At 29.9% G+C, this 21,297-nt stretch carries 19 protein-coding genes and 2 pseudogenes; 17 read left to right on the top strand and 4 right to left on the bottom strand.

Translation table 11 applies throughout. The annotated features are described in order from the left end of the window. Positions 1-428: 428 nt before the first annotated feature. The gene (gene cls, locus ACREV6_RS15670; protein WP_431578981.1) at positions 429-1,910 is read left to right on the top strand and encodes a cardiolipin synthase; all 1,482 of its coding nucleotides are present in this window, start codon (positions 429-431) and stop codon (positions 1,908-1,910) included. Positions 1,911-1,958: 48 nt separating this feature from the next. Here cls and ACREV6_RS15665 read toward each other — a convergent pair whose 3' ends face one another. Beyond that, the gene (locus ACREV6_RS15665; protein WP_431578980.1) at positions 1,959-2,621 is read right to left on the bottom strand and encodes a helix-turn-helix transcriptional regulator; all 663 of its coding nucleotides are present in this window, start codon (positions 2,619-2,621) and stop codon (positions 1,959-1,961) included. Positions 2,622-2,852: 231 nt separating this feature from the next. Between ACREV6_RS15665 and ACREV6_RS15660 the strand changes: the two genes are divergently transcribed. The 7 genes and pseudogenes from ACREV6_RS15660 (at position 2,853) to ACREV6_RS15630 (ending at position 11,163) form a co-directional block, all read left to right on the top strand. Then, positions 2,853-3,104 carry a hypothetical protein gene (locus ACREV6_RS15660; protein ID WP_431578979.1) on the top strand — a complete coding sequence of 84 codons (252 nt, stop codon included), beginning with the start codon at positions 2,853-2,855 and terminating at the stop codon, positions 3,102-3,104. A gap of 298 nt (positions 3,105-3,402) precedes the next feature. After that, entirely contained in the window at positions 3,403-3,933 is a 531-nt protein-coding gene (locus tag ACREV6_RS15655; protein ID WP_431578978.1) for a hypothetical protein, read from the top strand. A 115-nt stretch (positions 3,934-4,048) separates the two neighbouring features. Continuing rightward, on the top strand, positions 4,049-5,437 hold the full coding sequence (locus ACREV6_RS15650) for an MATE family efflux transporter (RefSeq protein WP_431578977.1): 1,389 nt from the start codon (positions 4,049-4,051) through the stop codon (positions 5,435-5,437). Positions 5,438-5,460: 23 nt separating this feature from the next. After that, a pseudogene (locus ACREV6_RS15645) lies at positions 5,461-5,847 on the top strand (HIT family protein); the annotation flags it as partial. Between the two features lie 649 nt (positions 5,848-6,496). Beyond that, positions 6,497-10,003, top strand: coding sequence for an AAA family ATPase (locus ACREV6_RS15640; RefSeq protein WP_431578976.1), 3,507 nt, complete (start codon positions 6,497-6,499; stop codon positions 10,001-10,003). Between the two features lie 16 nt (positions 10,004-10,019). After that, positions 10,020-10,526, top strand: a complete 507-nt coding sequence (locus ACREV6_RS15635; RefSeq protein ID WP_431578975.1) for a hypothetical protein — start codon at positions 10,020-10,022, stop codon at positions 10,524-10,526. Next, on the top strand, positions 10,513-11,163 hold the full coding sequence (locus ACREV6_RS15630; protein WP_431578974.1) for a hypothetical protein: 651 nt from the start codon (positions 10,513-10,515) through the stop codon (positions 11,161-11,163). The genes ACREV6_RS15635 and ACREV6_RS15630 overlap by 14 nt, the downstream gene beginning before the upstream one ends. A 189-nt stretch (positions 11,164-11,352) precedes the next feature. On the opposite strand, the gene ACREV6_RS15625 is transcribed toward ACREV6_RS15630, so the two are convergent. Continuing rightward, positions 11,353-11,763, bottom strand: a complete 411-nt coding sequence (locus tag ACREV6_RS15625; RefSeq protein WP_431579050.1) for an NUDIX hydrolase — start codon at positions 11,761-11,763, stop codon at positions 11,353-11,355. 588 nt (positions 11,764-12,351) lie between these two features. Between ACREV6_RS15625 and ACREV6_RS15620 the strand changes: the two genes are divergently transcribed. Next, positions 12,352-12,480: a hypothetical protein gene (locus ACREV6_RS15620; protein ID WP_431578973.1), complete on the top strand. Its 129-nt coding sequence runs from the start codon at positions 12,352-12,354 to the stop codon at positions 12,478-12,480. Positions 12,481-12,595: 115 nt separating this feature from the next. On the opposite strand, the gene ACREV6_RS15615 is transcribed toward ACREV6_RS15620, so the two are convergent. Together ACREV6_RS15615 and ACREV6_RS15610 are read right to left on the bottom strand one after the other, a co-directional pair. Next, positions 12,596-12,769 carry a hypothetical protein gene (locus tag ACREV6_RS15615; RefSeq protein ID WP_431576893.1) on the bottom strand — a complete coding sequence of 58 codons (174 nt, stop codon included), beginning with the start codon at positions 12,767-12,769 and terminating at the stop codon, positions 12,596-12,598. Positions 12,770-13,133: 364 nt separating this feature from the next. After that, a pseudogene (locus ACREV6_RS15610) lies at positions 13,134-13,636 on the bottom strand (peptide deformylase). 264 nt (positions 13,637-13,900) lie between these two features. On the opposite strand from ACREV6_RS15610, the gene murQ reads away from it, so the two are divergent. The 8 genes from murQ (at position 13,901) to ACREV6_RS15570 (ending at position 21,296) form a co-directional block, all read left to right on the top strand. Next, the gene (murQ, locus tag ACREV6_RS15605; protein ID WP_431578972.1) at positions 13,901-14,809 is read left to right on the top strand and encodes an N-acetylmuramic acid 6-phosphate etherase; all 909 of its coding nucleotides are present in this window, start codon (positions 13,901-13,903) and stop codon (positions 14,807-14,809) included. Between the two features lie 300 nt (positions 14,810-15,109). Continuing rightward, the gene (locus ACREV6_RS15600) at positions 15,110-16,510 is read left to right on the top strand and encodes a PTS transporter subunit EIIC (protein WP_431578971.1); all 1,401 of its coding nucleotides are present in this window, start codon (positions 15,110-15,112) and stop codon (positions 16,508-16,510) included. Between the two features lie 15 nt (positions 16,511-16,525). Beyond that, complete coding sequence (locus tag ACREV6_RS15595; RefSeq protein WP_431578970.1) at positions 16,526-17,374, top strand: PHP domain-containing protein; 849 nt, start codon at positions 16,526-16,528, stop codon at positions 17,372-17,374. A 97-nt stretch (positions 17,375-17,471) separates the two neighbouring features. Next, complete coding sequence (locus ACREV6_RS15590) at positions 17,472-18,326, top strand: MurR/RpiR family transcriptional regulator (RefSeq protein WP_431578969.1); 855 nt, start codon at positions 17,472-17,474, stop codon at positions 18,324-18,326. Between the two features lie 317 nt (positions 18,327-18,643). Then, positions 18,644-19,102, top strand: coding sequence for a GNAT family N-acetyltransferase (locus ACREV6_RS15585; protein ID WP_431578968.1), 459 nt, complete (start codon positions 18,644-18,646; stop codon positions 19,100-19,102). A 263-nt stretch (positions 19,103-19,365) separates the two neighbouring features. Next, positions 19,366-19,923, top strand: coding sequence for a gamma-glutamylcyclotransferase family protein (locus ACREV6_RS15580; protein ID WP_431578967.1), 558 nt, complete (start codon positions 19,366-19,368; stop codon positions 19,921-19,923). Beyond that, positions 19,895-20,173: a hypothetical protein gene (locus tag ACREV6_RS15575; protein ID WP_431578966.1), complete on the top strand. Its 279-nt coding sequence runs from the start codon at positions 19,895-19,897 to the stop codon at positions 20,171-20,173. The genes ACREV6_RS15580 and ACREV6_RS15575 overlap by 29 nt, the downstream gene beginning before the upstream one ends. Before the next feature lie 58 nt (positions 20,174-20,231). Beyond that, positions 20,232-21,296: a hypothetical protein gene (locus tag ACREV6_RS15570; protein WP_431578965.1), complete on the top strand. Its 1,065-nt coding sequence runs from the start codon at positions 20,232-20,234 to the stop codon at positions 21,294-21,296. Position 21,297 lies beyond the last annotated feature (1 nt).

Here is a 21,297-nt window from a genome sequence, read left to right as displayed (position 1 = left end):
TTCAAAGGTATGATATAATCAAATTATTGTTTCCTAAGAGAATTAAGTCAATTAAGAGAGTAAAAAGCAATTTGTAGTTGCAGTTTCTGAAAAACAGGACTAAGAATATTTTTTAGTTTTATCTTAATAAATCTAAAACCAAAGTTTAGAAAAAATAAAGAAATAAGGAAATAAAAATTTAATATCGAAACACTCATGTAAAAACAGGTTAATGCATTCCCACAATTATACTTGCTAATTCATATGAGATAATGTAAGGTTTTTATCAGCAAGAGATTCTTTAGCATTTCTTATAACTGAGTTGGAAATCTTTATAATTTTTTTAATATTATAAAGAATCTGAATTTAAGATGGTTACTTAAAGCATAATAATGATTAAAGAAGATTTGAGCAATCAACTAAAATAATAGTATTTATGGGGGAGAGACATGAGTTTATCAACTTTTTTTCTGATATTTATATATGTATTTAATATCGCATCTGTTTTTACATTGATTTTTGTAAAACGAAGTGATACTAGAGTTATATTTACTTGGCTCTTAGTATTCTTTTTTCTACCATATATCGGTTTTATTCTTTACTTTCTTATTGGCAGTAAACATAAAATGCGTGTTATGTCAAAAAAATATGGTATGAATGAAATTGAGGAAAAACACAGCAAGGCTCTTGATAAACAAATTCATGACATTGCAGCAGATAAAATACAGTTTAAAGAAGTAGAAACTGAAAACTACAGAGATTTAATAGCATTGAATTCAAAAAATGCAATGAGTTATTTTACTCAAAATAATAATGTAGAGCTTTTAATAAATGCAGAGCAAAATTTTTCTCGTATTTTTGAAGATATTAAAAATTCAACTAAAAGTATTGAAGTATTATATTATATTTTTAAAGCAAAAGATAATATTGGTAAAGAATTTGTTTCTCTATTAATAGAAAAGGCAAGTCAGGGAGTAGAAGTAACTCTAATATATGATGGCATTGGTTCTTTAGGTACTCATATGAGAGATTTTAAGGAGTTAAAAGAAGCTGGTGGACATGTGTACAGATTTTTGCCATCAATGCTAAAAAGTTTTTTACATGTAAATTATCGCTTACATAGGAAAATAGTTATTGTTGATGGGAAAATTGCTCATACTGGCGGAATTAATGTGGGCGACGAATACTTTGGTTTAAAAAAGATAAATAAACCTTGGAGGGATACAACAATACGGTTGACTGGTAACTGTGTACTTTCACTTCAAACAAGATTTTGGACTGATTTGGTTTTTTTGCAAAATCAAAGCTTTAGTAAGAAAAACAAAGCTACATTGATGTTCGATGAAAAGTTTTTGAAAAACCTTTATTGTCCAATTGAAGAAGGGGATATAGGAGTACAAATAGTCTCAAGTGGACCTAGTACTCGTAATGAGACTATAAAAGATGGTTATGTTAAAATGATTACCACTGCAAAAAAATATTTATATATTCAAACACCATATTTTATTCCAGATAAAACACTATTAGAAGCTCTAAGAATTGCTGCAGCTTGTGGTGTTGATGTTAGAATAATGCTTCCAGGTGTACCCGATAAAAAATCTATTTATGCCGTTTCACTATTAAATGTAGCGAAACTCTTAAAGGACGGTGTAAAGGTATATTTGCATTCAGGTTTTCTTCATGCAAAAACACTTGTTATAGATGACCACGTTTCAACAGTAGGCACTGCAAATATTGACATGAGAAGTTTTAGCCTTAATTATGAGATCAATGCTTTTATTTATAATAATGATTTTGCAATTAAGTGTCGTGATACATTTTTAAAAGATATGAAAGACTGTACAATATTTGATATTGAAACTTATTCAAAACGTGGTTTGTGGAAAAAAATTTATGAATCTATTTGGCGTTTTATTGCTCCAATTGCTTAATAAGAAAAATAAGAATTAAGTATTTACTATTAAATAATCATTAGTCGTTTATAATCTTTTCATAGAGGACATTAGGTCTAACCAAAATGTTCCAATTATTGTTCTATCTAACATTATTTTATAAAGAAGATATCTATTCATGCACCATGAAATTATTGCGAAAATTACATCATCTAAACCATAACAATTTAGTTTTTCATGCAAGTCTGTTTGTGTAAAATCATCCCAAAATTTAGAAATATCTTTCCAATGTTCTTTATTTTTTGTAATCATCTTTCGATTAACACCAATAACTTGTAATGCATTCTTGTGTACAATTTTATACTCCATTGCATCTACTCCTTGAATTGTTAATTTGAAAGAGATACGAGGACATGTTTTTAGTAATACCCCTTCATTTCGTGCAGATGTAGGGGTAGTTCCATGCAGTTGGCTAAATGCACGAGAAAATGCTGCAGGTGAGTCATATCCATACCTCATCGCTACATCAATTATCTTTTCTTCGCTTATCTGAATATCGTGTGCCGCAAGAGTTAAACGCCTTTTTCGAATATACTCAGATAAGGTAACTCTAGACATAAATGAAAAAATGCGCTGAAATTCAGGTGTAGAACAACATACAAATTTCGCAGCAGTAGAATAACATATTTCACCATCAAGGTTATTTTCAATATAATTAAGTGCTTGATTCATGCCCATAAGCCAATCCATGGTGTCTCCTCTTTTTCACTTATATAATTCATTTCTCTTAGTGGGCGGTGATATAGTTAGAAAATAGAGCTTTTAATGATATTTCAGAAGAAAGGCCCTCTACTTATCAGTAATTACAAGAACGAATGTTCGCATATAATTTGAAATTATACTAATACTATAAACAGGTAATATTATGATATAATAAAGGAATTCCAAACAACAAATAAGCAAGAGGATATAAGAAGATTTATGTTTTATGATGCATCGTTGCATTATAAAGGGAATAGAAAAATAAGAACAGTAGTAGTATATTCTTCAGATATTAAAAAGGCTGAAAGTTATATAGATGCAGGAAGTATCAAATATAATATAGAGGCCTATTATATGAGTAATATAGATGGTGATGAAAAATATAATTATTTAAAAAATAAAATTGATAGTAATGAAGAACTTACAGATGAAGAGGTATTAGGTTTAACATTTATACCCTTAATGAAGTAACTTGAATTATTTGACATGAAAGAAGTGAAAGAAATAGAGAAATTTTTTTAGTATGGAACTTCATAATAAAGAAATTGAAAGATTGCAAGAAGAAACCAGCTCCATATAAAAAAATGCAAACTACATATCTTTTGATAGGGAGTTTGCATTTTTATTTATCTGCAGCTACAAGTATTACATACACACTGGGATATTTTATTTCTGAGATATGTAACAAATATTCAGTACTTGGAAATGTTTAAAATTTGAGAAAACAATAAAAATCATATATACTATGGTTACTGCTATAAGCATTAAAATGATTAAATGTAAAGGATGCTTTTGTAGTTTGCAGGAGATTGCCACTTGCCACGTGGATGGCAAGGTTTTTGAGGCGAAAAATACAAGGGGGGTACATATGAAAGTAGCTAATTTAGTCGTAGAAGGGGAAAATATCAGAAGAATAAGCGATGTTTTATATAAGAACCAAGCTGAATCCAGTAGAGATGAACCACATATTTACAAAGACGGAGATATATCAATACTAATGAGAGAGTCTTACTATGATAGAATTGCATCAACCCTTATGTCAGTTATTATTATGAAATTTATTGATAATAATAAGGTAGAAATAGAGATAGTTATTAGTGGGGGTAAAAATGGAGTATTTATGGTGAGCTGGGGAGCTGAAAGCAGGGAAAATAGAGACATAATATATGAAATAATGAATTTATGTAAATCTAATTCATGGGAAATAACAAGTATGGAACCTAAAAATATTCTGGAATCACTAACTGAATCTACTATTAAGAAAATCAAAGAAAAAATAGTTAATCCTTTTAAAAAATAGTTATTTATGGAACAATCTAATTTACACAAATCTATAGGTTTTCAATTATCTGAACAGGACCAATAGATTGTGAAGTTATAAATATTTTATGAGATTTAAGCGGGGGGATTACTTAATGAGAATTGATTTAACTAAGGGAAATATTTATAAGAAACTTATAATTCTAGCAATACCTATCATGGGAACATCGTTGATACAAGCAGCCTATAGCATGACAGATATGATATGGGTTGGTAGATTAGGGGCTAGGGCTGTTACGGCAGTAGGCGCGGCGGGATTTTTTACTTGGTTTGCTTTCGCTTTTATTACAATCCCTCAAATAGGAGCAGCGGTTGGAGTATCCCAATCTGTAGGGAAAAAAGATATAAAAGAGACCAAAAGCTATATACGACATTCAGTGCAGATGAATATAGTTTTTGCTGTTTTGTATGGGGCTACATTGATAATATTTAGAAAACAGCTTATAGGTTTTTTTAATATTAAGGGTGAGGATATTGTTAGTATGGCAATAAGTTATATTGTTATAGTTTCTGCTGGAATGATATTTTTCTTTTTACCGCCTGTACTTACAGCAATATTCAATGGTCATGGAGACAGTCGGACGCCTTTTAGAATAAACGTAGTGGGTCTTATTGTTAATATTATACTTGATCCTATTTTAATATTAGGACTAGGACCATTCCCGAGAATGGGAGTTCAAGGGGCAGCTATTGCAACAATATTTGCGCAGTTTGTTGTAACAGTAATATTTATTTATGTCATAACAAAGAAAACTGATTATTTTCACGGAGTGAATTTTCTACAAAAACCTGATTGGCTTCATATGAGAAAGATTGTTAAGTTTGGATTGCCTGTTGCGGTGCAAAGTGGAGTATTTACGTTTATAGCAATGATTATAGCTAGGATACTATCACGGTGGGGATCAACTCCTATTGCGGTGCAAAGCGTTGGGTCACAAATAGAATCAATAACATGGATGACAGCTGGAGGGTTTCAAACTGCATTAAGTGCCTTTGTAGGGCAAAATTTTGGAGCGAAAAAGTGGGACAGAATTTATAAGGGGTATTTTATAGCTTTAGCTATTATTTCAATTATTGGAACAATTACATCCTGTCTTTTAATATTTTTCCCTAGTCCCATTTTCTCTGTTTTTATTTCGGAAAAAGCGGTAATAAAGGATGGAATAGTGTATTTGAGAATACTTGGAATTTCACAGCTTTTCATGTGTATAGAAATGACAACAGCAGGAGCCTTTAACGGTCTTGGAAGGACAATGCCTCCTTCAATAGTAGGTATTGTGCTAAATGTGCTTAGAATCCCAGGAGCACTTCTATTGTCAATGTTTTTGGGACTTAGTGGGGTATGGTGGAGCATCAGCATTAGCAGTATCCTAAAAGGTTTAATATTAACAAGTTGGTTTATCATATTTCTAAAAAGACATCCGGAAATAAAAGGGATGAAACTTATTGATTTTTCTAAATTAAAAGTGAAAATAGATAATTAGCAAGTGAAAAAGGTAATAAAGGAGAGAAAACTATGTCAGAATGTATATTTTGCAATTACAATAAATCAGAAATAATAGCAGAAAATAAATACACCTTTGCTATACTGGATCATTTTCCAGTAAATGAAGGTCATTGTTTGATTATACCTAAGAGGCACTTTCCTAATTTCTTTGAGGCAACGGAGGAAGAAATTAAAGCAATATATAGTTTGCTGCACGAGGTAAAAGAAATGTTTGATATTCAGTATGAACCAGCGGGATATAACATAGGTATAAATATAGGAGCTCATGCTGGGCAAACTATAGAGCATTTGCATGTGCATTTAATTCCTAGGTATGTAGGGGATGTTGCTGATCCAAGAGGCGGAGTTAGAAATTTAAAAGAGGCGTTGGTGGAGTATGATGGTTGATGCAGATATAATTGATAAGGGGATAATCGTAAGTGATTCTATTGATTTAAAGAGGCAGTAATATGATATAATAGACACCTATAAGATCATTATAAAAGTTATCAAAATGTATTAAGCATTTTGATAACTTTTTTAGATTTAAAATTTTTTGTACTAGTTTTAGTATTTTTGATGTGTTGAAGAAACTTTTCAAATAACAACAAAGGGTTATGGGGATATTGCAATGCCTTTAGAACTTTCCACTTGCCACGTGGGTGTCACCAGATGATAGTTTTAAATTGAGAGCATAGCAGACTTGGAAAATTAAACCATACGAAAATATTTAATTAATGTAGAAATATAAATGATATAATAAAACAACTAGATATTGAATTTACATATAGATTATCTTAATATGATTCACAGGCATTATGCGAGGAGAATAGTATTATTAAATACATACAGTTGTTGAAGATAAAAAAATTATAAACATAAATTCAAGATTAATGGGGAGAGGATTAAGCTGAAGAAAACATTAAAATCAAGTTCATATCTAAAAATTATTTTCCCGGAATTGCAGCTTATTGAGTATTTTAAAAGTGTTAAAGCTATTGATATAAATTCTTTTAGAGGAAAGTGCAAAAGTGGAATAGCTAAAAGTAAAGTAAATATGATATCCGGAAATATCAAACAAAGTTTTACTTCAGTATCAAATGAGGGCTCTAAGGTTAGGCCTACTAAGAATTCAGTTGGAACTAATGTAAAGTTGAATAAAAATGATGACAATGCAAATAAAAACACATTTGAAGAAATATTTATAGAATTAGAGAAGGAATTGCCTCAATATGTAATTGCACAGGAGGATTTTCTCAGTGACTTGAGCATTGCTTTCAAAAGACCAATTTTATATCAAAAGAATGAGGGTATTAAAAATGTGGTTTTTATTACTGGACCTAGAGGAACTGGTAGACATTTATCCGTAAAAGTTGCAACAAACTTTCTAAGTAAAAAGAAGCTACTTATTTCTCAAGAAATAAATATAATTGATTTAGCAAAATATAAATTAGAAAAAGATGTTGAGGCTCTATTTATTCCTGATATTTTTAGAGCTTTATATAGTAGGTCTCAAGTAATAGTATTTGATAATCTTTCAGAATGCCATCCTATGGTTACTGATTATATTACCAAGCTTGTAGTAGATGAAAAATTGAAAATGAGTAAAAGGTACCAAGAGCAAAACAATGGAATGTCAGATATAACGGGTGTTTTAGAATTTGGTGCTACAGATGAAATTTTAGTAAATAATAAATATATATTTTTTATTACAGAAAAAAATGAAAGCTATATTAAAAATACTTTCCCCTCAAAATTTTTAAATAAAGTAAGAGATATTTTAAGCACAAGTGAATTGAATGTAAATGCTCTTAAAATTATAACTTCATACCATATTGAAGAGACATTAGAAAAAATAAGTAAAAATTTAAATATTGTTCTTACGGTTGAAGATAATGTGATGCAAAATATTGTTGATAATTTAGATAGTAGTAAAGGGGCCTTGGGTATTTTTGAGTACATTGAAAGTAATATTTATAACTCATTAGTTGAACTTGTAATTCACAAAGAAATATCATCTAATAATGTCTATAAGATTTCAGCAAAGGGTAATAATCTTTTACTTACTTGTGATGGATATGAAAAGGTTATTAGTAATATGTTTAAAGATAATACAGAAGAGATTCTGTTAGAACTTGATAAGGAATTAGATAATGTTATAGGGCTTAAAAATATAAAGGAATTTATTAGGGGACTAAAAGATAATATTCGAATACAAAGACAGAGAGAAATAAATGGTGAAAAGAAATTAAATATATCACTTCATATGGTTTTCACAGGTAATACAGGTACAGGAAAAACCACTATTGCAAGAATTGTAGCAAAATACCTAAAGACATTAGGCTACTTAAGCAGTGGTCATTTAATAGAAATAACAAGAAATGATTTAGTTGGTATGTATGTTGGAGAGACAGCTCAAAAAACTTTTGGAAAAATAAACTCTGCTAAGGGTGGAATATTATTTATAGATGAAGCATACTCACTTGTTAAAGACAAAAATGATATATTTGGGCTTGAAGCTGTAGATACATTGGTAAAGTATATGGAGGATTATAGAGATGACTTTATAGTTATAATGGCAGGATATAAAGAAGAAATGGCAGTTTTTTTAGAAACTAATAGTGGATTACTTTCAAGATTTAACAATCAAATTGAGTTTGGAGATTATAATAATGGAGAATTACTAAATATATTAAAAGTAACTGTTAAAGGTAAAGGATATAGCATTTCTGAAGCTGATGATAAAGAATTTTTAGAGCTATTTGAAAGAAAGAGAATTAGTGGTAAGAATGATAGTGGAAATGGTAGATTAGTAAGAAATTTAGTTGAAAAAGCAATAACAAATTCAACTATAAGGTTATCAAATGAGGACATTGGAAAATTAAGCCTTGACAAGCTAAGTCAGCTTACCCTTTTAGATTTTGAGATAATAAATGAAATAGAAATTGATTTGGACAAAAGATTAAATGACATCGTTGGGCTAGAATCCATAAAAAACTTTGTTAAGGGGCTACAAAAACAGCTTATAGCAAATAATAAAAGAAAGAAAATGGGGATTTCATTAAACAATAATCAATCCTTAAATATGATATTTACTGGTAACCCAGGCACAGGTAAAACTACTATAGCAAGAGTGATTGCTGAGTTAATGAGGGATATGGGTATTTTGAAAATTGGACAAGTAATAGAAACTGATAGAAGTGGCTTAATTGGTCAATATTTAGGGGAGACTACTAAGAAAACTACAGAGATTTTTAGAAAGGCCATGGGTGGAGTATTATTTATAGATGAAGCATATGCATTAGTTTCAAATAGTAATGATCCCTATGGTAAAGAAGCAATTGATACACTGGTTAAACTTGTAGAAGAACATAGAGAAGATACTGTTGTAATTTTAGCAGGATATTCTAAAGAAATGAGTGGATTTTTAAATACTAATTCAGGGTTACAATCCAGGTTTCCACTTCAGATTAATTTTCCTGATTATAGTCTTGAGGAGCTTTATAGTATTGGTATGATAATGATCAATGAAAAAGGATTCAAACTTGAAAAAGCAGCAGAAGAAGATTTCTTGGATTTTATAGACAGTAAAAAAAGAATATCTAGTTCTAACCAAGGTAATGGAAGAATGGTAAGAAATATTGTAGAGGAATTAATTAGAAGTCAGTCAAATAGAATTGCTGATACCGAAGTAATAGAAGAAAAAGATATTCAAACAATTAAAAAAGAAGATTTTGTAGTTGAAAATGTAATAAGTGAAAAATACGATCTTGAAAGTAACTTAGAAAATATAATAGGACTAGAACAAGTTAAAAATTATATACGAAGTTTACAAGCACAAATAAAAATACGAAATGAAAGAAAAAAGATAGGGTTATTGGTTGATACTTCTCAAAGTCTACATATGATTTTCAAAGGAAATCCTGGAACCGGAAAAACTACTATGGCAAGAATTGTTGCTGATGTACTATATAATTTAGGGATTTTAAGAAGCAGAAAATTAGTAGAAACTGATAGAAGTGGCCTTGTAGCCGGTTATGTTGGACAAACAGCCCTAAAAACTAAAACTAAGATTGACGAGGCATTAGGTGGGGTTCTATTTATTGATGAAGCATATGCATTAGCTTCTAGAGGAAGTGAAAATGATTTTGGCAAAGAGGCAATAGATACTTTAGTTAAAGCTATGGATGATAACCGAGATGATCTTTTAATTATTTTAGCGGGATATAATAATGACATGGATGAATTTTTAAATATGAATCCTGGTCTTAAATCTAGATTCCCAAATATAATCGAGTTTGAAGATTACACCGCTGAAGACCTTATAACTATATGCTCAAACATGTTTAGCCATAATGGGTATATTGTTACGGAAGATGGTATAAATAAGCTTAAATCTATATTTGAGATAGCCTTAATTAATTCAAATTTTGGAAATGGTAGATACAGTAGAAATATAATGGAAAAATCTATACGTAACCAATCACTAAGACTTGCAAAATTTGATGATTTAAATAGAGATATGTTAATTACTATAACAGCAGAAGATATAGAAGAAATTTAAGCGAGGGGGATGTATAATGAAGTTGATTTTTAATACAATCGGATATATTATTGCTGCATTTTATTGGGTTTTAATAATGCCAATATTATTTTTACTTTGTGTTTTTGGACCAATAGTAGTTTTTATTAGTGGTGTTAAAGTTATTTTATCGAATTACACTGTATCTGGTGGGGTATTTGAAATTTTAATGTGTATGCTTTTTCTTTTTTATTTTTCACTACGAATGAACAAAATCAGAAAAATATATTTAATTTTTCCATGGCTCTATGAGTTTTTAAAGTATTCAATTGTTGCTTATGCGTTTATAGGTATTGGCCAAATAATATTAAACTGGAGTTACATTGAGATTAATCCTAAAAGAAGATTATTAGGTATTGTTTGCTTTATTCTATCTATAGTGATTTGGAGAATTGTGATATCAATTAGTAAGTATAAAAACCCTCTGGTAGAACTATTTGAAGAAAAAATTCAAAAGTATAAAAATGAAGGTCAGCAGGGAGTGATAGAAAATGAAAAAATTTAAAGAGGGTGAATCTAACAATGAGGATTTGATAAATAAAGATAAGGAAACCAATAGAGCAGAAGAGTCTGGAGAAAAATCAGATGATATAACTAAATTAAAAAAGCTTGAAGAAAAATCAGAAATACCAGATTTTATCAACCTGCATATTAAAAGATTTAGAATGATACTCGGTATAAGTTTTATTTTGTGTGTAGTTTTATATAGTATTACATCTTCTAATGGCAGTACCAAAAATTATAAAAAAGACATTAAAGGTGGTATGATTAGCGGAGTAAATTCAGGTGATATTTTAAGCGAAGATAGTGTATATATAGCGAAGTCAGGTAACTATGAAGTTCAAATGCCATCAGATAATTTTGGGAATGTAGAAATATCAGTTTGGGATTTTGATAAGGAAGATGGAGATTATGTTCAGGTATTTGTGGATGGTGTAGCAAAAACAGATCCATTTATGATTAGACATAGAGAAAGGAAAATATCAGTTCCATCAAAAGCAGTAATTCAAATTAGAGGGGTACGAGATGGAAATGGAAAAGGAATAACATATGGAGTTTTTTTTAATAAAACTGGAGAAACATACTTAAATAAAGCACCTTTGAATTCAGCAAATATATATACTTTAAAAACTGCTAAATAGATTAATTGTAAGAAATGTAAATGTTTCTTGTAAAAAAACTTAGCGGAAACTACGATGCATTAAGGATAAAAGAATATAAAATTGGCTTGTCGTAAAATAGACAAGCCAATAAATTTTTTTACCTTATATTTTACTGTTGTGTCGCAAGATCTGAAAATTAAGACTTAACTCATTAATAAGTGAAAGTAATCATGCTTGACCTTGAAAACAGTAGGTAGAAGAATTATGAATTAATTTACTAATACCACACTTATGATATGGCATTAACTCATCTGCTCTTGAAATATCTACCCATGTTATTTCAGATATTTCTTCAGGATTGTCAATTGAAATATTGCCTCCAATAATTACTGCTCTAAATGTAATAAAAATAGCATGTTCTTCCTTTTTATCAAAAAAACATTCATTAACTGCAATTATATCTTTAATCTTAACTAAAAGACCTGTTTCTTCTTTTACCTCTCTTATAGCCGCTTGCTCTAATGTTTCACCTTCTTCAACTTTACCTCCTGGCATAGACCAAGAGTTAACATCTTTATTATGTACCAGTAACACCTGTTCAGTTTCTTTATTGTATATTAAACAATATGCTACATTCACTCTTTTCAATTATAACCACCCCTTTATAAATAATATCTTACAACTTCCACCTAACTCTATATAAATTATAGCATATTATACATATGTTTACATTGATATATTCCCATAATAGATAATTACTTCATTTCCATTTTAAATACCGTATTATTCAATTTTCAAAGAACATTGTTCGTGTTTTAAATTTCAATAGTTACGTTGTATATTTCTCATATGTCGTCACTACTTTATGAGGATGAAGCTCTTGAGACCTTGCAACAAATTTTATTTTTTAAGGAAATTGATATACCTTTGAAAGAAGTTAAAGAAATCATGGCTAGTTCAGTTTGAGTACAATGAAGACGATGACATTTAAATAAAAATAAAACTTCATGTGGATCATTTAAAATATCCATAAACAAATAACTTATAACGAATTTTAATTTAATTAGAATCTTGTTAAATTTAACAAGAATTTAATTAAACAATCAACTTGAATATCTGAGAATACACTGAAACCACTGGTTTTTATGGAGTTAAGTCTTAGTTAAGAATGCTGTCAAATCTAATTAAATTTAACAAAATGGATAGTGGGTGAAGTTATTATTGCAAATGAACATATGGCTTGGAAAAGCATTTTCGAATTTTACTGTTTTAAATAATGAGCCTAATGCTTTTATTTATAATAATGATTTTGCAATTAAGTGTCGTGATACATTTTTAAAAGATATGAAAGACTAATTAGTTACTGAATATATAAAGTAATGTAATTGAACTTATGAAGCTATGAATAATACGGTATTTTAAAGGATTATTCGATTTTAATAGTTGTGACGCATAATACGAAGGGTATGAATTAATTTTTATTATCCAATAGTTTCTGGCATAAGTACATTAAACATGCATTTATTATTGCAAGTATAAAATAATTAATTAAATTATTTTTTAGTTTGATAACTTCAAATCCTATAAAAAATGTTAAGACAATACTCAAAAAATTTATTAATGCAAATAATTTATTCTTTTTCATATTTTATCCCCTTTATTCGTTAGATAGTGTTTGCTCCGTCTTATTTTACTGTGACGTATTAGATTTATCTTTATAAAATCACCTCATCTTAATTAATGTATAATATTTTACAACGTTGGCCTAACTATATAGAAATTATAGCATATTATACATATTTCTACATTGCTATATTTCTATAATAGTAAATGCTTTAATATTTAAACACCGTAGTATTCAATTTTCAAAGACCATTGTTCGCACTTTCAATTTCAATAGTTACGTCGCCTCTTTTTCATATGTTGTCACAACAAAACCCATATTAAGAAGATATAGGTTTTAAAAAAATCAATTTAAAAGTTATTTATGTGTTGTTTTTATTAAAAAACTAGAAACAACCTGACTTGTTTTTATTTATTCTAAATGATTTATTGTCAATTGCTCTCTGTACAGCAAGTATACCATCTAGGTGATCATATTCATGCTGAATTAGCTCTGCTAAATCTCCTGTAAATTCTATACTACAATCTGCCAAACCAAATCTTTGTAATAAACTTTACAGGTTTTATATCTATATAATTTTACTTCTAACCCTGGATAACTCATACAATCGTCCCACATTTCAAATTTATCACCGTCTATAAATTCCAGTCTAGGATTTATAAACGCAATAGAGGTGTCACCAGATTTTATATATATTACTCTATATAGTTCATTTATTTGAGGAGCTGCTATTGCTCTTCCAAAACGAAATTTTTCTCTGAAATCCATCACTGTATCATGTAAATCCTCAACGATTTCTCGTGCCTTATTAATTTCATCTATTGAAACTTCTGTACAAACTTTGTACAAATTTTCATTCCCTAATAATAATATTTCTCTTATAGCCATAATTTTCTCCTCCATTTGAAGTTTTTTAAATCTATATATAGACTTGCATATGCTTCGTTCCATACTTCTCTATTATACATTGTTTTCAGTTAAATACTTAATTGATTTTCTAAACATATCTCTTTAAACCACGAGATTCAAAGTTGTGCTTGCTTTACATAATAATACTATTGTGTAATTATTTATTGTGTAAAACATTGACAAAATATAATTTTGTTATATAATGAAATTAATGAAATAAAATTCCGTGTAGGAGTGATGGTTATGACAATTAATCTTGAAGAGTTAAGTACCGAGCAAAGAAACCCACTTACCATGTGTATAGATATGGTATCAACTGAGGAAATGATGAAATTAATAAATGATGAGGATAAAAAGATTGCTAATGCAGTTGAAAAACAGTTAGCTAATATAGTAAAGGCCGTGGATCTAATTTCTGAAGGTTTTGATAAAGAGGGCAGGTTAATTTATTTAGGGGCAGGAACAAGTGGGAGACTTGGTATATTAGATGCATCAGAATGTCCTCCAACTTTTGGAGTTTCTCCTGAGATGGTACATGGGATAATAGCAGGAGGACACCAAGCTATACTTACTGCAGTAGAAGGGGCGGAGGATAGTAAAAATTACGCAGTTGATGATTTAAAGGGTATTAATTTTAATAAAAATGATGTATTAGTTGGGATTGCAGCCAGTGGTAGAACTCCATATGTTATAGGTGGACTTGAATATGCTAAAGATTTAGGTGCTGTCACAATAGGGATTACAAATAATAACAATTCTGAGATTGCAATAATTGCAGAGGTATGTATTGCTGTTGAAGTTGGTGGTGAAGTTATTACTGGGTCAAGTAGAATGAAAGCGGGAACTGCTCAAAAGATGGTTTTAAATATGTTAACTACAGGTGCTATGATTAAACAAGGTAAGGTATATGAGAATTTAATGGTGGATGTAGAAGCGACTAATTTTAAGTTAAAACAAAGATGTAAAAAGATAATCATGGAAGCGACTTCTGTAGATGAAGGGAGAGCTAAGGAGTATTTAGAGTTGACAGACTATGACGTTAAGTTATCTATTTTTATGATTAAAACAAAACTAAACAAAATAGAAGCAAGGGAAATATTAGACAAGTATAAAGGTCATATCAGAAAGGCATTGAAATCGGTTGGTAGATAAGATTGAGCAGCTTCAAACTAAATATTTAATATGTATTTTAAATAACTTTGTTATTTTAAAATAAACTAAAATGATATGGAGGTTGTCTTAATGAAAAGAAATTTTAAAATAAGGTTCTCTGTTTTTTTATTATCATTTCTAATGCTTTTCACGCTCTTTACTAATTATTCTGTATATATGGAAGTGTTATTTCTTTAGTATATGAGGCTTTTTTAGAAAATAAATAAAGTTAGGGAATAAATTGAGTAAACTAACTTTTATTATTTAAATATAATTCCAAAAAATAAGGGGGTTTATTTTATGGCTAAATTATTACCTAAGCAATTAGCAGAAAGGATTTTAAAAAACATCGGTGGTAAGGAAAATGTTTTATCAGTTGCCAATTGTGCAACTAGGTTGAGGTTGACTTTTAAAAATGATGAAATCGTAAACAGAGTGGGACTTAAGGGTGTAGATGGGATACTAGGAATAGTTGAACAGAGTGGACAGTTGCAATTAATTTTAGGACCAGGAACTGCAGGTAGAGTCGGAGCTGAATTTGCTAAAATTGTAGGTATGAATATTAAACATGTAGATGAAGTACAATCTAGAAAAGAAGAACTTAAGATAAAAAATGATACGCCTCTTAAAAGATTTTTAAAACATATATCCAATATATTTATACCGCTGATCCCCGCATTCGTTGGTTGTGGTGTTATTTATGGATTATCAAAGTTACTTAGTAATATAGGTCTAATAGATGCAAATACCAATGCAATATTAGGGGTTATAGGTAAGGCTGTTTTTACCTATATGAATATAATGGTAGGTATGTATACTGCTAAGGAGTTTGGTGGGAGTGTAACTCTAGGTGGTGCTATAGCAGGAATTTTAAGTGCTCCTGGATTAGCTAAAATTATAATTAATGGGGAGAAGCTAATACCTGAGGCTGGGGGAGTTATTGCTGTTTTAATAGCTTGTATGCTAGGAGCAAAGCTAGAGAAAAAGGTTAGAAGTTATATCCCGTCAGCTATAGATTTAATTGTGACACCTACCATTGTTTTACTAGTCATAGGGGTGGGTAGTTTATATATAATACATCCATTAGGCGTAGTATTGACTAAAGGAATTAGTACTGGAGTAAACATTTTAATTGGTAGAGGTGGATTCTTAATAGGAGGGGTGTTATCGGGAACCTTCTTGCCATTGGTTATGACAGGACTACACAGAGCATTAACGCCTATAGAAGTGAGTTTGCTAGCAGAAACGGGACTTGACCTATTAAGACCAATACTTGCAATGGCAGGAGCAGGACAAGTTGGAGCAGGAATTGCTATATATTTAAAAACGAAAAATAAGAAACTTAAAAACATAATAGGGAGTTCACTTCCAGTCGCCATGTTAGGTATAGGAGAACCACTAATGTTTGCAGTTACATTACCATTAGGTAAACCTTTTATAACTGCATGCCTTGGTTCTATCATTGGGGGAGCTTACGTATCAGCTATGAAAGTTGCATCTATTGGTATTGGATTATCTGGGTTACCTTTAACATTATTAATTCCATCACACCAGGTAATACATTATATAATAGGAACTATATTAGCTTATGCTGGAGGATTTTTATTAACCTACTTTACTAAGTGGGAGGATATGGAAGAAAACGCAGAAGGAGGAATGGAAGTAAATTCAGTATTAAATGATGTATTACATTTAAATTAGATAGGAGGAAGCGTTATGAAATTTGATTTTCATATGCATTCTGTTTATTCAGATGGGAGTTCTACAATTGAAAGAATATTTCATATTGCCCAAGAACTTAATTTATCTGGTATAGCAATAACAGATCATGATACAGTATTAGGCTTAGAAAATGCAGATAAATTAAGTAAAAGATATGGTATTCCTTTTGTACCTGCAGCAGAATTTACAGCTTTTGAACAAGAGACAAAATTTCATGTATTAGGATATGGTATAGATTATAAGTCCCCTGACTTAATAGATTACTCGCAGGATATACAGAATAAACTAAATGAAAGATCTAAAAGACAAATAAAATTAATGCAGGATAATGGTATTGGAATTTCTAAAGAAGAGTTTTTTAAAGAAGGTCAAGGGGGACCATTATATAGGGCAAAGATTCTAAAGGTTTTAAGTAGATATGGATATTTAAATGAAGAGGATATAATGACTTCATTAAAAGCATATTTTGCTAAAGGTGCTCCATTTTATATACAAGATGATATTAAATATCCTAGTTTTGAAGAAATAGTTAATTTAATAAAGAGCAATAATGGAATAATAGTTCTAGCTCATCCTGGGAAAATAAAAGGTAAAAGCGAAAGTTTATATTGGGATATTATTAATAGTGGCTTATTAGATGGGGTTGAAGTATATCATACTGCAAATAATATAGATATCCGAAAAGAGCTAATTAATATAGCTAAGGAAAAGGAATTGATAATTACAGGCGGTTCAGATTATCATGGACATTATAATAAGTACAAAACACCTATGGGGGGAATAGAATTGCCAGAACAGGTGTTTAAAAATTTGTCTCCTTATTTGCAAAATAATATAATTTAATTGATATTTAGAAAAATATGGTGACTTTAGGTAGTCATCATATTTTTGTGGTATATTAATAGAAAGTGAAAGAAATTTGAAATTAGGAGAGAATAGTATGAGTAGTATGTTAAGGATAAAAAGTTTAATGAATAGCTTTATTGGATCAGAAGAAAAGATAGCAACATTTATAATGAATAATATAGATTCGGTGTACAGATTAACAGCATCAGAATTAGCGGATAAAACAGACACAAGTCCAGCAAGCATAATAAGATTTTCAAAAAAGGTGGGTTACTCAGGATTTAAAGAATTGAAAATCTCATTAGCTGAGGAATCACTTGAGAATAATATTAATAAAAATGAAATATACCAAGCAATTACGGTTAATGACTCCACAAGTAGTATTATAGAAAAGGTAGCATTGGAAAGTATGAAAGCAATTAAAGATACAGTAAAATTAATAGATGTTGATTCAATCGAATTGGCAGTAGAGGCAATACGTAATGCTAATATAATAAATCTATTTGGTGTAGGGAGCTCTTCATTAGTTGCTGAGGATTTTCAATATAAGCTTGTAAGATTAAAAAAACAAGCTAATTTATATAAAGACCATCATCTACAATTAGTATCAGCTTCTAATATGTATGAAAATGATGTGGCCATAGCAATCTCACATAGTGGTAAAACAAGGGAAACATTTGCTGCTCTAGAAGCTGCTAAAAAAGCAGGAGCTAAAACAATATCTATAACAAGGTTTGGTGAAAATCCTATTAGTCAAATCGCTGACATAAAGCTTTATACAACAGAAGTAGAAAAACATCTTAGAATGGGAGCAATATCTTCTAGAATAGCTCAACTTACTGTAATAGATATTTTATTTATAAATCTAATAAAACAAGATTACGAAGCAGTTACAGAATATGTTACAAAGACTGGGAATATGATTAATGATCTTAAAATACAAAGTTAGTGCATGTATTTATATTGATAACCAAAGGTCAACCCGTCTTGTGGAAAACCTTGGTTTTGTTTTATCGGGTTCAATGTATCAATCGTTTAGAAATAAGGAATACTTGCATAATATATATTCCCTTTATCTTAACAGATTAGTATAATTTGTAGGTACAGTTAAATTGGACTTTACTATAAAAATTTAATAATTCTTTTAAAACACCGTATTATTGAAAATTAACGGGTTCACTTTAGAGGTGCAAAAGAAAAAAATACAATAACTTTTGAGTGCGAAATTACAATAATTTTTGCACTCAATATAAGGTGGTGCAAAACATGAAAGTAAGAAAAACGGTTAAAGAGGATATTGACCTCCTCATAAAGATTCGTATGGAATACCTGTTTGCAGAAAAAGGTGTGTTTTCTTCGGAAGAAGTGCAAGATATTAGAACGAAGTTAGAAGAATATTTTACTCAACACCTTAACAAGGGATTTATTGCCATCATTGCCGAGAATGAAAATGAAGTATTAGCAACTGCATTTATGTCAATCGTGGAAAGACCTCCGCTAATAGCGTTCTCATCATATCTTGTCGGTACGGTATATAATGTTTTTACATACCCTCAACATAGAGGAAAAGGAATTGCGACGAAAGTTATGACTGCACTTTTATCGGAAGCAAAGCTATTAGGCGTTGCCGCAGTTGATTTAATGGCGACTGAAAAAGGAGAACCATTATATGAAAATCTCGGATTTCGAGTATCAACTTATACATCAATGAATAAGTTCCTCTAATTCCCGCAAAATAAGCATAATCAGATGTTGTTTTACTTCGTAATTTTCATATTATGCATCAACAACTAAATAATTAATGTAAAAAAGGTATGCTAAAATATTAAATTTAACATACCTTTTATGTTGTAAAAAGTGTCGTAAAAATCGGTGTAATTTCTCTGTTTGCACCTCTAAAGTAAACCCGTTATCTTGAAAATTTACAATGTGAGTTAATATACTTTTGAATTCACCCATTTATTGGACATGTTATAATAGTAGAAGTAGTGGAAGAAATAAAATGTAGAAATCTTAATCTTATTGCATTTAGTGATATTTTCTATTTCAATAAATCAGAAATAGAAAAAGCATTGAAGACAGGAAAAACAAAGTTTGATTTTGATGAGGAATTTCATTTACGGTTGGAGGAGGTATTAAATATGATGAATGAAAAAGATAAAGTATATTTATTTGTTTATGGAACGCTTATGAGAAGTCATAGAAAAGGTCATACTTATTTGGATGGTGCGGAATTTAAAGGAGAATGCACTTTGAATGGCTTTGCTTTGTATGATTTTGGATACTACCCTGGGATAGTGGAAGACATTGAAGAAAGAGTAAAAGGAGAATTATATGCGGTCCCAAAAGATAAGCTTTCTGAGATTGATATTTATGAGGCTGAAGGTACGCTCTATAAAAGAAAAATGGTGAAAGTGTCTTGTGCTGGGAATTATGAAATAGAGGCGTATGCATATATCTATAATAAATCTGTTACTGGCAAAACGAAGGTTGAGTTTAAGTTTCAGCCATGGGAAGATGTATCTGATAACAAGAGAACAATTTGATAGCATTCATGAGCAGGAAGGAAAACACCCATCTTGGTATGACAAAGCTGAAATTTTAGGAAGTAAAGCAGGAATTCCTATTATAACAATTACCAATTCAAAGAGACTTAAGGAAGATGTTATGCCGTCTGATGATTATATTGAAGTAATCAAAAAAGGTATTCAGGGTACATATCCTGACATGGCTGAATTGGATATTGATGCTTATCTGATGAGAAGATTTTTGAAAAATATAGAGCAAAACATATAGATTGATGCTGTTGTAATATCCTGAAATTAAAAATAATACCTTACACGGAGTTGATATTATGAATTATACGCAGGCCCAAGACAAATTGAATGAAAATGAATTTAGTCACAAATGTATCCTTGTTAAAGGGAATTCAGCAAGTGGTAAAACAACTCTTGCAACTACTAAATACAGGAATCTGATAGAAAATGAAAACATTAAAAGCTCAAATATATTATGCTTATTTATGAATAAATATCAAAATATAACATGGAGCAAAGATATGATTTTTAACACTGTTTCTGAAATCAGAAAAAGCTCCTACTATGGATTTATTAGGAGAGAACTATCACTCTACTGGCCATATGTAGTAGAAAATTGCAAGGAAATAAAAGTTAATATATTAAAGCCTGAGTTCGCATCTTTTGATGCTACCAATTATGCTATGAAAGCCCTAGTAGAGCACTTTCGAAATTCTAAGGGATATTTTCAAGATATAACGTCAACTTCTTCAAAAATAGCATCAGATTTAATTGCGAACATTAATAATGCTGCTCTATCATTAGTGCCTTTTGAAGAAATAGGAACTAGACTTTATAATTCATTAGAGGTAAAGGATTTTTTAATTAAAGAAACATATAATCAATTAGATGAAGTAACTATGTATTATATTTCAAAATTATTGCGTAATGGTGTTTGCGATTATGGACTATCCTTTTATTTATATAATAATTATTTACTTCATGATTCAAGATATACTGGTATAAATAATATAAAATATCTTATAGTAGATGATATAGATGAGGCTTCACCTGCAGAGCAAGAATTGATATTTAAGATTATTAATAATGTAGACAGGGCATATTTGTTTTATAACCCTAAAGGAGGCTTGTGTAGTTATTATGGAGCTAATACTGATTATTTAAAGAGCAAATTAAACATTGAGTATGATGAAATTACCTTAGATAATCATTTTTGCTGCAATGATGATTTTATTAACCTTGCTAGTGTAATAGATAGCAGGGCACACACTTCCTATAGGTCAGACAGAATAAATGAAGATGTTCCAGCCTTTATAGATACGTCATCACAACTAAGAGCCGAAATGGTCCAGAAGATATTATTAATGTTGAAGATCTCTTAAA

Origin of the sequence: Clostridium sp. (assembly GCF_050717515.1) — a bacterium.
Taxonomy (GTDB): domain Bacteria; phylum Bacillota; class Clostridia; order Clostridiales; family Clostridiaceae; genus Clostridium_AD.
The sequence above is the reverse complement of the archived record's forward strand: the minus strand, read 5'-3'. Positions and strand labels throughout refer to the sequence as shown.